This window comes from Rhodococcus erythropolis R138 (assembly GCF_000696675.2).
In the GTDB taxonomy this organism is placed as follows: domain Bacteria; phylum Actinomycetota; class Actinomycetes; order Mycobacteriales; family Mycobacteriaceae; genus Rhodococcus_F; species Rhodococcus_F erythropolis.
Genome location: NZ_CP007255.1, coordinates 204,472 through 216,928 on the forward strand (window position 1 = coordinate 204,472; position 12,457 = coordinate 216,928).

Here is a 12,457-nt window from a genome sequence, read left to right on the forward strand (position 1 = left end):
TCGAGGAGAGTGAGATTCACCGCGTCGATCACCAGGAGAAATGAATGATCTTCGAACTGCGTCCAGCACATGTTGCACGCGCCCTTGCCGCACTGTGTGCCCTTCCGATTCTGTGGACCTTCGCAGTCGAGGGAATCACCACGACAACGGAATACGACTACAGCACGGGCGAAGTATCCTCATCGAGCGACCTGGGCTCTCAGATCGGAAGCGTAGCGATCTGGATCGTCCTCGCGATCGCATGTGCCGCCGGTGCATGGTATCTGGAGAAACAGCGCATCGGTTGGCCGCCGGCGGCACACGAGCAGCTGGTCAAACTGCAGCTGGCATCACCCAACCGAGAAGAGTAAAGGTCCCTATCGCTTCCGATCGCCGGCGCGGAGAAGATTACTGGGAACCGTATGGCCCACTATCTCCTCTGCAACGGCAGCGGCACGAATGCTCGCATCCAGGTCGATACCTGTCGCAATGCCCATGTCTTCGAGCATGTAGACCAGTTCCTCAGTCGCGATATTGCCACTGGCACCAGGAGCAAACGGGCAACCGCCCAGGCCACCGGTGGACGCATCCAGGTTTCGAACTCCGTGCTGCACAGCCGCCAACGCACTGGCAAGACCAGCGCCACGCGTGTTGTGGAAGTGCACACCCAAGCCGAAGTCACCCACTCTTTCGCCGACAGCGTCGATCAACCGTCCGACGCGTCCCGGTGTGGCAGTGCCGATGGTATCCGCGATCGAGAACTGATCAGCGCCGAACTCTTTGGCCTGCTCCGCAATCCGCAGAACACGGTCCGGATCGGTTGGACCGTCGAACGGACAGTCCCAGGCTGTGGCCACGATGACCTCCACCCGCCCACCAGCCTCGTGGACGATCCGGACGACCTCTCCGATACGTTCGGTCGCTTGCTCCGTCGTCGACCGAGTATTGGCCTCGCTGTGGCTATTCGATGCCGACACCACATATTCGACGGTTTTCATTCCTGCAGCAACGGCCCGTTTCGCTCCACCGATTCCGGCGACCAATGCCGAGAACTCGATGCCTGGCCACTGGTGCAACTCTGCGGCCAACAACTCCGCGTCGGCCAGTGCCGGCACCGCACGCGGTGACACGAACGACGTCGCCTCGATGCGCGAAACACCTGTCGCAGCCAGAGCTTCGACAAGACGAAGTTTCTCCGCCAGCGAGACCGGGTCTTCGATCTGCAACCCATCCCGTGGCCCGACTTCACGAATGCTGACCGCGGGAACACCTGCTTCAGGTACCGACACGTCAGATCACGCCCTTCTTCTTCAGTTCTGTCTGCTCGTCGCCCGAGAGTCCGAGGAGCCCACCCCAGACCGAAGCGTTGTCGTACCCCGGCGACGCTGCTCCCGCGTTGCGCACGGATCCGGGTGTCTCACTGAATGTAGGCACGACGCCCAGGCCGAGGACGTTTTCCCCGATCCGCTCGTCGTAGTGGTCGACGAGCATCCCCCGTTCGATCAGCTGCGGATCCTTGACCACATCTTCAACCGTATTGATCGGCCCGGCAACAACTCCCACTTCGGTGAGGCGTTCCACGAGACTGGTGGGATCTTGGAGCGCAACCCAGGCGCTGATCAATTCGTCGAGCTCGTCCTGATGTTTGCCACGCGCAACATGATTGGAGAATCGGTCGTCTTGCGCTAGTTCCGGTCGACCCATGATGGTGCACAGACGCACGAAGAGCGTGTCCTGATTGGCCGCGATCACCACCCAGTTTCCTTCAGAGGTCTGGTAGATGTTGGACGGTGCGATACCCTCCAACCTCGTTCCCGAGGGCTGCCGGATGATCCCGCCCCGATCGTAGTCCGGGATCGTGGATTCCTGCACCGCCAGACAGGATTCCGTGAGGGCAACGTCGACCACCTGACCACGGCCGGTCCGCTCTCGCGAGAGCAACGCCGCCAGCACTCCCTGAACGGCGAACATCCCACCGAGAGAATCTCCGAGTGAAAGGGCAATACGCGGGGGTGCCTGCCCTGGATAACCGTTCAGATGCCGAAATCCGCTGACTGCTTCGGCAACCGAGGCGTAGCCGGCGCTCTTGGCTTGCGGTCCGCTCTGCCCGTAGCCGGATACCCTGGCCAACACCAACTTCGGATTGCGCGCGCTCAGCACGTCGAATCCCAGACCCCACTTCTCGAGGGTGCCCGGCCGGAAGTTCTCGACCACCACGTCGGCATGTTCGATCAGATTCAGAAACAGGTCGCGGCCCGCGTCGACGCGAAGGTCCAACGTCACACACCGCTTGTTGCGGGCGTGAACCGTCCAGAAGAATCGATGACCGTCCTGCTCTGCCTGACCCCAGGTACGAAGCGGGTCTGGACGGTCCGGTGATTCGATCTTGATCACGTCGGCTCCCATGTCGCCGAGCAATTTCCCGGCGAAGGGCCCGGCGATCAAGGTTCCGAGTTCAATCACCCGATATCCGTCCAGGGGCCCGGTGGGCGCACCTTCCGACACAGCTGCCTCCTCTGGGAACTTTTCTCCCTTTGAAGGCTACGTCACCACCCGGTATCGCAACATCATGTCGTGGTCTTCGTGATCGAGCATGTGGCAGTGCCAGACGTACCCCTGCAAGTCCCCCATGCCAGCTTCTCCGTGCGCCGAGTGATCTGCCATGGAACCTCTCGCGAAAGTTGCATCCGGATCGAAGCCCAACTCGTCGGCCGTCGGAAAGCGCACGATCACGCGGGTGATCGAGTTGGCATCCACGATGACCGTGTCCTTCTCCCCCGTTTCCCACACTTCGGGAGGCCGCAGCGAAGAGGTCACGAATTCCTCCGCCGACGGCGTCCACCGGACCCCCAAGTCAGGCACCGGATACCGCTGCATCAGTGCTGCAGTGTCGAGGCTCTGGCGTCCCACAACGCGGAACGCCACCAGGTGCAGATGAATCGGATGTGGTTCCGTGGTGATGTTGATCAGATTCCATTGCTCGACGGCCCCCTGACGTGGCAGTTCGATATCCGAATCGGTGAACCTCAAATTGTTGAGCGACATAGTGATCGACGGGTAATCCGACGGACGCGACAGCTGCATGATCGTGAGATTTCGCACCACATCCGGGGACGCCGGTTCGGCGGCAACGGAATTCAGCTGCTGCGGGATCGAGCCGGTGAATCCCTTTGCGCTGCCCACGTCGAACCGACAGAACACCGGCATCACCTGCGTGCCGCGTTGAGCCACCGCAAGGGGTACCGGTTCGTCGTTGCGCAATTCCACCGTTGTGCCCGGCTCGAGCATACTGAAGTCGACCAGCAGATCAGCGCGTTCACCCGGACTCAACCGGACGTGATCCGTCGGCGCCGGAGCGGCCAGTAAACCGCCTTCGGACCCGATCACCCAGAACCGCATACGATTTGCGAAATGCAGATTCCACACCGAATAGGTTGCGGCGTTGAGCAGTCGCAATCGATACAGGCCGCGGGCAACCTCCACTTTCGGCCACACGACGCCGTTCACCACGCCAACGTCACCGGGGGTCGCCGGATCCCATGAACCTTGCGGAGTGAGCCACGTGGAACGGACACTCTGCTGACCGTCGGAAGTGAATACCTTGTCCTGCAGAATCATCGGGAGTTCGAACTCACCGGTCGGCAGGCCGAGAGAATTCCCGGCGGCGCCCGTGTCAACGTCGTCACGGAGAAAATACATCCCGACCAATCCGGCGTAGACGTTGAGGCGCGTCATTCCCATGGCGTGATCGTGGTACCAGAGATTGCCGGCGGCACGACCATTCGTGTATTCGTGGACCAAACCTTCGCCCGGACGCTGGATCAACTCCGGATGTCCGTCGAACTGTGGTGCAGTAACTCCTCCGTGCAGGTGAAGCGAGGTGGGGACCTGTGTGCGGTCGAGGTCGCTGACGCCGTGCAGACCCGGATCGACATCCGCGGCAAGCGGATACGCAGAAATGTCATTGGCATATCGGACTGTGACGAGCTGATCGACGTGAGCTTCGATGGTGGGGCCCAGATAATCCATTCCGCCGTAACCCAGCGACGGCGACGACGGTAGGTCCGGATGGAAACGGTGCATCGACGAAGCCGCGCGAAGCTCCAGGTTGCCACCCGAAATGCCCGGCAGGACAGGAAGGGTCTCCCGAAACGGTTCCAGCCGGGGTGACGGAAGTTGGAATGGGCGTAGCGGATCGATGTCAGGGGGTCGAGCTGTCGCTGATCCAGCGGACAATGCACTCAGGCCGGCCAGCAAGCCAAGCCCTTGAACAAACGATCGTCGACGGATCTTGTGTGACTCGTCCACTCACGGCCCCCTCACGCTGACGGCATCCGGAGCGGGTTACCCGTGTGCTCGCACGGTCAAACACCGACCACCTTCTCCAACCAAGGTTTGAGAATGGGTAGAACATGAGCCGGTTGCATTGCCTGCGTGTGATCCAGACCGTCTAGTACCTCGATATCCCACCCTGCTGACCGAGCGGCGTCGAGGTCGAGATCGGCCGGCGCGACCCGTACCCCACCCCATCGGTCACCGTATTCGATGACGTCTTGCGAACCGACGAAACACATTCGCGGACAAAGGATGCGCCCTTGTATTGTTCGATCGTCGAATTCACCAAGTGCGCGGTACAGCGTCACGAACTGCCGGGTCTGCGCTCCGGTCAACGCAATGTCTATGGAGTTCCAATCGAACTCGTCTGATGATGCCGTGGGTTGTGATGTGCGCTGGGGCGGTTCACTCGTCATGCGGTGTGTAGCTTCGGTAACCTGGAGCATCGCCTTGTACGGCCCATCCACCGGCGGGAAACCACCCATGACCAGTGCGGTCAGACGATCGGTGCGCAGCGCCAACTGCAATCCGCGCAGAGCCAGCCAGGAGTATCCGTAGTAGGCGAACTGGTCGATCCCAGCCGAATTCGCCACAGCCAGAATGTCGGACGTGATGTTGTCGGGAGTGAGCGTGTCCGGAGCGGGCGACGCCATCCGGTGCCCTTCGTAGTCGAAGGCAACCACAGTGAAGTTCGACGCCAACCCTTCCGACCGAGCGAGGGGTCAACGCCCCAGGCGCGCAGTTCGTCAGCCTTGATGCCGGTAGCCGAAATCGGATTCACGGGCATCAGCACGGCGGGGCCATGTCCGAGAACCTCGACATCGATAGTTGTCCCGTCGTGAAGTCTTGCCTCAACCATGCCCACTCCCAAATCTTTACACTGTAAAGTAATTAAGAATAGCGCGACTCCACGAAAGCGACAAGATGAACAAACAGGCAGGCCGACGCGATATCGCACGCACGATTTCACTTCTATGGCGTCAACCCGAGACGCCTTCCGGCCGCCGAGGACCGAAGCCCGCGCTGTCCACGGACTCAGTCGTTGACTCCGCGATCGAAGTCGCCGACGCCAACCCCACGACACCGTTGTCGATGCGCATGATCGGCGACCACCTCGGCCGCACTGCGATGTCTCTGTACACCTACATACCGGGAAAGGACGAACTACTGGACCTGATGTACGACCGGGTGCATGCCGAGCTACCGCCGATCGCAGACACCGGCGACTGGCGCATGGCACTGTCCGACTGGGCCGCCGCACTCTTCGCCCTACATACACGCCATCCGTGGACATTGGATGTCTCGTTGGCGCGCCCCGTCCTGGGTCCGCACGAGCAGGCAGGACTCGAATCACTCCTGTCCATTCTCTACTCCACGGGTCTCGATGCTCCGACCATCCGCAGATCGGTGAGCATGCTTTTCCATTTCATCCGGGGGTCCGCGCGGACCTTAGCTGAGATCCGGAGCGCCTCGACCATCGGAGATTCCGAATCTCATTGGTGGGCAGAGTCTTCTGCTGCACTGGCCGATGCTGCACCGGATTTCGCGGACGACTTCCCCCACACGGTGCAGTTGGGTCGGGAGGCACCACCGATACCGGGCGGCGACTTCTATCTCGAACGAGAAACCGAAGAGTCATTTACTCAGGGCCTACAGATCCTCCTTGACGGGATCGAATCGAGGATTCGAAAACACTCTTGACTCGAACGCATGTTCGAGTATTCTTGTGTGTAGGGGATCGGGGGATTCAATGAGTGTTCTGTTGTCGGATGTGGTGTCTGGTTCTGCGGTGGGGTTGCGCGGACGCCTGTGGCGGTTGCCTGCTTCTGAGTTGCGTGCTGCTGCGGTGTCGGCGAGCGCGGAGATTCTTCGTCTCGAGGCTGTTCGGGTGGCGGTGGTCGACGAACTCTCAATGCGCCCGGATGATCAGGTGATTGCCAGCCGCGGAGTGGGGTCCTGGTTGGCGGCGAACACGATGCTGCAGATCCGGGACGGGAAGAAGATCGCCGCCCTCGGTGCGGCGCTGCGGCCGTTTCCCGCGGTGGCTGCTCGGTTCGATGTCGGGGACTGCTCGTTCGAGCATGCCGTGTTGATCGTGGCGTTCTGCGAATCACCACCGAAGGGGATGCCGGAGGAAGCGCTACCGAAGTGCATCGATTTGTTGTTGGCTGCTGCGTCGGGCGTGGAGTCGACGACCACGAAAGTCCGGAGTGTTATCGCGACCTTGGAGCGAATCTTCGAATCCGATGAGATTCCACCCGCCGAAGACATCGACCGCAACGAGTTGCGGATCGCATCGACACTGAACGGTCGAGTGGTGGTGCGCGGTGATTTCGATGCTCTCACCGGTGAAATGCTGCTATCGGCCCTGTCGAATCTGACGATGCCCACCCCGGCACCCGATGGAACCCCGGATTCCCGGTCGGCGGCGAAGCGGACCGCGGACGGGTTCACCGAACTGATCCGCCGCTATCTGGACTGCGCCAAAACCGGCACCGATGGTGGTCAGCGGCCGCACGTGAACGTGCACATCAACGCACGTGATCTCGCGGAGCATCGGGACTGCGCCGCCGCACCCGCTGCTTCTGGTGACGGAGTGGCTGTGTCGGATCTTGATGTCGGACATATGCCGTGGCTCGGACCACTGTCCGTCTCGCAGACAAGGCTTCTCGGGTGTGATTGTTTCCTGTCCACGGTGCTGCTCGACGGTCACGGCGCGCCGTTGGATGCGAAACCCGGGAAACGGTTGGTGTCCGCCGAGCAGCGAGTGGCGCTGATCGCGAGAGACAAAGGCTGCGCTTTCCCGGGCTGCACGTGTGTGCCCGCGTGGACCGACGCGCACCACATCCGGCACTGGGCCAACGGTGGCCCCACGGTGATGAACAACCTTGTCCTGCTGTGCCGTTCACATCATCGGTTGATGCACCGCAAAGCCGGGTTCGTCGGGAAGTGGGTGATCCGCATCGGCGTCGACAACAAACCGTGGTTCATCCCACCACCCTCGATCGACCCGCAGCAGCACCCGCGGCCGGCGAACACCACATTCAAAACCTGAGGTAGTACTCCTCAGGCACAACAGAACACGTGCCAGCACCGCATCGAGCAGATCTCGATGCGGTGCCGAAAGCCGTGAATTCCGTCAGACCGCCTGCGGAACTTTGGTGGCGCGTGGGAATCGCTCCCGAATCTCCGCCGGGGTGACAACTCTCGGGTCGAGGGGTTGCTCGTCACGCAGGTGGCGCTCCAACACCTTGCCAGTCATCGGCGCGATGACCTTCAGAGCAGTGGTCATGTTCTTCGGTGAACTGCCGACCCGGACCGCAGTTCGCACCGCGGGCGCAATTGCCCTGTCCAACAAAGCGGGTTGATCGAAGCCGCCCATGGTTCGCATCCAGCCCGGCAATGTTGCAATAGTGGCCGGCGCGACCAATCGGCTGAACGCCGCGAACTTCGTCTTCCCCTGCGCCCTTGGCGTTCTCAACAAGTAGTGCATCGCCCGGTTGGCACGCTCGGAGGTACACAATCTGGGCCTGACTTCAGCGAAGTACTCCCGTACCTCGTCTCGCGAGCGCGGAACGTCGGACGCTTTGCATGTCTGCAGTTCGGCAGCGATCACGCATTCTTCCCAGTACCGCTGCTCTTCGACGGCGGAGAGTGGGCCCGGCCCGTACATCTCGTAGCACTTGAGCACCGAATGCCAACCGGTCACGTGGATCCACAGTTGTGACGCCGGATTGTTTGCACTGTAACGAGTTCCGGTGATCGGTTCGATACCCGTGGCCTGAGCGTGAACCGTCATGAGATGGTCGGACAACGCCAGTGCCGTCCGCCCGTCGGCAGTGGCGACGGTCAGGAAGTATGCCAAGGTTCGGTCGAGTCGCCCGGCGGGATCGCTGTAGATCCCGCTCATATCTGCCACCGCGGCAGCAAGGAAGGGGTCGAAGTGCTCGAGCACCACTGACCGCTGGAAACCGATCAATGCTGTCGGAGCCGCCCAGATCTTCCAACTGGGTGATCCTGGGCCGAAGAAGCCGTAATCCTCACGCGGTCGATTCATCGTCAGTTCAGACATTTCATTCCTCCCCGTTCGTTGACCCTGCACAGTTCATTTCGTAGGCACCAGACAAGGCGACTACTTGCTGCCAGACGTACTCGAATCGCTCGGCCGCGAACGCGGGGCGCCGAATAGATGCGAGAGCCAACCGCTGCTGATCTTCACTGGCGCTGGGTTTTCCGTACAACTCCACCGCTGCAGCACTGAAGTCGCGGACCAGGACGTCGAAGATCTGATCCAGCACCCCATCGCTCCGCTGCCCCTCGTCCAATCCCAAGATCTCGGCTTGTTCGAGGATCAACTGACCGTAGACGACGAGGGTGAAGAGTTCGGTGATCGCCAGGCCGAAGTCCAAGTCGACCTGCTGCGCCGCATCCGGTGCAGCTTCGGCAAGGAGGGTCACGAGAGCTTCGGCCTGCTCCACGAACAGTGCGACGTTGGGAACATCCGCAAACTTCGCGTACACCGCTCGCCAGTCGTCGAATCGAACCTTGGACAACCCCCGTGCCGGGCCCTGACGGAACAGGAACTCGTCGTCGGCTGCGTCGTTACGCGTCGGAACCGCCGGAAATGACTCGGGGGCAAAGAGGTACGCCGGCATGAACTTGGCGATCAGGGCGAGATTGACGGCGACGGTCCCCTCGAGCTTGGGCAGCCCGTCGACATCCATCTTGGCCACCGCGAGGTAGCTGTCCTTCTCGAAGCCCTTTGCCGCAGCGATGTCGGAGAGCAGTCCGATCACCTTCTGTGCCTCGGTTGTCACCTTCATCTTGGTGACGGGATTGAACAAGAGGTAGCGGCGGTCCTCGGGCGATGCGGTGCGGAAGTAGTCCACCGCACGATCCGAGAAGAGCCTCATCGCCAGCAGGCGCGCGTACGCGTCGACGAATTCACGTCGTACGTGTGGGAACGCCGTGACGGGATTGCCGAACAGGATTCGATTGTGCGCGTGGGTAATCGTCTCGTACAAGGCATGAGTCGACATACCGATTCCGCCGAAACACAGGTTGAATTTTCCGATGTTCACGGTGTTGAGCGCGGCACTGAATGCTGCCTCGCCGGTATGCAGGATATCCTCTGCCACAACGGGATATTCGGCGAGTGAGAACTCCGCTACGTACATCTGGGCCGGAACGATGTTCTTCACCACGGTGAATGCCGGATGGTCCGAGTCGGCGTAGAAGAAGACGTACTGATCGGCGCCCTCCACTCCGTCGACGCGACCGAAGACAGAGACCGTGTTGGCGCAGTTGCCATTTCCGATGTAGTACTTCGAACCGCTGGCCAGGTACCCGCCGCTGCCGTTCGACGTCAAGACCATGTCGGTGGAGTAGACGTCGGCGCCGTGCTCTTTCTCGGACAATCCGAATGCCGCAACGCCTCCGGAAGCCAAAGCGGAAGCTGCTCGCGCCCTTGCAGTCTCGTTGTCGCTCTGCCACACCGGCCCGAGGCCGAGAATGGTCACCTGCCACGGGTACCAGTAGTTGAGTCCGTAGAAGCCGAGGATCTCGGACAGCGCGGCGATACGGCTGGTATCCCAGCGCTTGTCGGAGTCACCGCCGCTGTCGCGGGCGGGGGTCAGGAAAGTCGCGAACAGGCCTTCCTTTGCCGCGAAGTCGAGGAAGTCGGAGTAAAAGGTCTTGTCGTGATAGTCGGCCAGAAGTCGATTCTTTCCACGCGCCTCGAACCAGTCGACGGTCGCGCCCAGCAGTCTCCGCGTGGTCGCGTCGAATTCCGGCCGATCGTAAGTGGAGGGATGGAGCAACAGATCATTCGGCACTAAAGAGGTCGACGCTGTCATCGCGGTTGTTCTCCTAGAGATCTCGGCAGAGGCGCCTCACTGACCGCCTCTTCGAATACAACGCCACCGTAACAATTGATGACGACGAATACAACGGTTGCGTATGATTCACGAAGAATTGGCAGGCAGATTATGGTGGGAGCGGAGGTGAGGCACACGATGACCAGGTCACAAGCTGACGCAACGGATACACCGCGACGCAAATACGCCCCTCGCATGGCGCCCGAGCAACGACGCGAACAGCTGCTCGACGCAGCATTCGAGGTCACCGGCCGCGTAGGCCTGCACAACCTCAGCATGGAATCCGTCGCTGCCGAAGCCGGCGTCGGCAAGCCCGTCCTCTACACGATTTTCGATACCAGGACCGATCTCGTCGCTGCACTCCTGCGCCGCGAGCACGAGCGAGCCATCGCTCAGGTGCTCGAAACCATGCCGACAGATCTGAGCGAACTCGGCCCAGCGGCGTCATACACCGGAACCGTTGGCGCCTTCGTCGACGCCGTACTGGAGAACCCGACGCGCTGGCGCCTGATCCTGACGTCTGTCGAGAACGCCCCCAGCGAGTATCACGGCTTACTGAAGCTCTCTCGCGGAGCTGTCTTCGCCCGCGCCGAAGAACTGGCGCGTGCCGGGATTGCCCTCGAACCGAAGCTCGAAGGCCTTGATCCGGTTCTCCTCGCACACACCATGATGTCGTTTGCCGAAATGCTCGGACGACTGGCCGTCAGCGACCCCGAAACCTATACCCGAGAACGCCTTTCCAGCTTTGCCGTTGCGCTCGCTCAGTCGGTCGGGCGTTAGCAGACCACTGAAACCTGTCGGTCGGATCTGCTTCAATACACGCATGACATCACCATCGATCGAACCGCTACAGCTTTTCGAAACGTCTCCGGGCAACTGGTCACTGATGCTCACCGACCAGCACTTCGGCAAGGTAGCAGCGGTATTCGAGCAGGTAGAGGGTTTCGAAGGCTCCGGTTACGACTGGGCGTCGGTGGCCCATGCGGTGGTAGGCCGCGATGCACCGCATCTGGAGGGCCGCTTCGGCACCGATCCCGAAGCCGGCATGTTTGTTGCGTACGGCAGCGACAACGAAGCTCTTGGTGAACTCGGAGTGCTTCTCGCCAAAGCGTATTCGGATGCCGAGTACCTCGGCGGCCTGGTCGCCATTTCCGAACTCGACTAGAGCTCCTGCTGAACGACACCGGCCCCACACCTAGGTGCGGGGCCGGTACCGAACGAAAGATCTAGCCGACCAACAGCTCGGCAATCTGAATCGTGTTGAGAGCGGCGCCCTTACGGAGGTTGTCACCCGAAACGAAGAGCGCGAGTCCGCGTCCCTCCGGGACACCCGGATCCTGACGGATACGACCGACCAGCGACGCGTTGCCGCCGGCAGCGGCCAGCGGCGTCGGAACCTCGACCAACTCCACTCCGGGAGCGTCGGCGAGGATTTCCTTCGCACGAGCGACCGAGAGCGGGTTCGCGAACTCTGCGTTGATCGCGAGCGAGTGTCCGGTCACGACGGGAACGCGCACGCAGGTGCCCGAAACCAGCAGATCAGGAAGTCCGAGGATCTTGCGGCTCTCGTTACGGAGCTTCTGATCCTCGTCGGTCTCGCCGCTTCCGTCGTCGACCAGCGAACCTGCCAGCGGCAGGACGTTGAACGCGATGGGGGCGACGTAGTTGTTCGGGGCCGGGAAGTCGACGGCGCTGCCGTCGTGAACCAACTTCTCGGCGTCACCGACAACGGCGCGCACCTGGCCGAGGAGTTCCTCGACGCCGGCGATTCCGCTACCGGACACAGCCTGGTAGCTGGAAACGATCAGACGCTGCAGACCGGCTTCGTCGTGCAGAACCTTGAGCACCGGCATCGCTGCCATGGTGGTGCAGTTGGGGTTCGCGATGATGCCCTTGACCAGGTTCTTCGTGTCCTGCGGGTTGACCTCGCTGACCACGAGGGGAACCTCGGGATCCTTGCGCCATGCGGAAGAGTTGTCGACAACCGTCGCACCGGCCGCGGCAAAGCGCGGAGCCTGCGCACGAGACAGCGTCGCACCGGCGGAGAAGAGGGCGATGTCGATGCCCTTCAGATCCTCGTCGGACGTTGCTTCGGCATCCTCGACAACGATCTCTTCGCCGCGGAACGTCAGCTTCTTACCGGCGGAGCGTGCCGATGCAAAGAACCGCACCTTGTCCGCGGGGAAGTTACGTTCTTCGAGCAGAGTGCGCATGACGATGCCGACCTGACCGGTCGCACCGACAACAGCGATTGTTGTCATCAGAAA

General features: G+C 61.4%; 12 protein-coding genes. 5 read left to right on the top strand and 7 right to left on the bottom strand.

Features of this window, described 5'->3' with window-relative positions:
• Positions 1-44: 44 nt before the first annotated feature.
• Positions 45-350 carry a hypothetical protein gene (locus tag H351_RS00930; protein ID WP_019746579.1) on the top strand — a complete coding sequence of 102 codons (306 nt, stop codon included), beginning with the start codon at positions 45-47 and terminating at the stop codon, positions 348-350.
• A 6-nt stretch (positions 351-356) separates the two neighbouring features.
• Here the strand turns inward: H351_RS00930 and H351_RS00935 are convergent, their stop codons facing one another.
• From H351_RS00935 to H351_RS00950, 4 genes are read right to left on the bottom strand one after another with little or no spacing between them, the layout of a single operon-like run.
• Positions 357-1,268, bottom strand: a complete 912-nt coding sequence (locus H351_RS00935) for a hydroxymethylglutaryl-CoA lyase (protein ID WP_019746578.1) — start codon at positions 1,266-1,268, stop codon at positions 357-359.
• A gap of 1 nt (position 1,269) precedes the next feature.
• Positions 1,270-2,484: a CaiB/BaiF CoA transferase family protein gene (locus H351_RS00940; protein WP_019746577.1), complete on the bottom strand. Its 1,215-nt coding sequence runs from the start codon at positions 2,482-2,484 to the stop codon at positions 1,270-1,272.
• A gap of 36 nt (positions 2,485-2,520) precedes the next feature.
• The gene (locus H351_RS00945) at positions 2,521-4,287 is read right to left on the bottom strand and encodes a multicopper oxidase family protein (protein WP_020905930.1); all 1,767 of its coding nucleotides are present in this window, start codon (positions 4,285-4,287) and stop codon (positions 2,521-2,523) included.
• Positions 4,288-4,343: 56 nt separating this feature from the next.
• Positions 4,344-4,967 (bottom strand): alpha/beta fold hydrolase, encoded by a 624-nt coding sequence (locus H351_RS00950; RefSeq protein WP_244891416.1) that lies wholly within the window; start codon positions 4,965-4,967, stop codon positions 4,344-4,346.
• A gap of 271 nt (positions 4,968-5,238) precedes the next feature.
• Between H351_RS00950 and H351_RS00955 the strand changes: the two genes are divergently transcribed.
• Both H351_RS00955 and H351_RS00960 read left to right on the top strand, forming a co-directional pair.
• Positions 5,239-6,015, top strand: a complete 777-nt coding sequence (locus H351_RS00955; protein WP_029254306.1) for a TetR/AcrR family transcriptional regulator — start codon at positions 5,239-5,241, stop codon at positions 6,013-6,015.
• 49 nt (positions 6,016-6,064) lie between these two features.
• Positions 6,065-7,369: an HNH endonuclease signature motif containing protein gene (locus H351_RS00960; RefSeq protein ID WP_059016312.1), complete on the top strand. Its 1,305-nt coding sequence runs from the start codon at positions 6,065-6,067 to the stop codon at positions 7,367-7,369.
• Positions 7,370-7,453: 84 nt separating this feature from the next.
• Here H351_RS00960 and H351_RS00965 read toward each other — a convergent pair whose 3' ends face one another.
• Entirely contained in the window at positions 7,454-8,386 is a 933-nt protein-coding gene (locus tag H351_RS00965; protein ID WP_019746572.1) for an oxygenase MpaB family protein, read from the bottom strand.
• Position 8,387: 1 nt separating this feature from the next.
• Positions 8,388-10,169 carry an acyl-CoA dehydrogenase family protein gene (locus H351_RS00970; RefSeq protein WP_029254305.1) on the bottom strand — a complete coding sequence of 594 codons (1,782 nt, stop codon included), beginning with the start codon at positions 10,167-10,169 and terminating at the stop codon, positions 8,388-8,390.
• A 159-nt stretch (positions 10,170-10,328) separates the two neighbouring features.
• On the opposite strand from H351_RS00970, the gene H351_RS00975 reads away from it, so the two are divergent.
• Complete coding sequence (locus H351_RS00975) at positions 10,329-10,970, top strand: TetR/AcrR family transcriptional regulator (RefSeq protein ID WP_020905924.1); 642 nt, start codon at positions 10,329-10,331, stop codon at positions 10,968-10,970.
• Between the two features lie 43 nt (positions 10,971-11,013).
• Positions 11,014-11,355 carry an Imm51 family immunity protein gene (locus H351_RS00980; protein WP_021332919.1) on the top strand — a complete coding sequence of 114 codons (342 nt, stop codon included), beginning with the start codon at positions 11,014-11,016 and terminating at the stop codon, positions 11,353-11,355.
• A gap of 61 nt (positions 11,356-11,416) precedes the next feature.
• On the opposite strand, the gene H351_RS00985 is transcribed toward H351_RS00980, so the two are convergent.
• Complete coding sequence (locus H351_RS00985) at positions 11,417-12,451, bottom strand: aspartate-semialdehyde dehydrogenase (protein ID WP_019746568.1); 1,035 nt, start codon at positions 12,449-12,451, stop codon at positions 11,417-11,419.
• Positions 12,452-12,457: the final 6 nt, after the last annotated feature.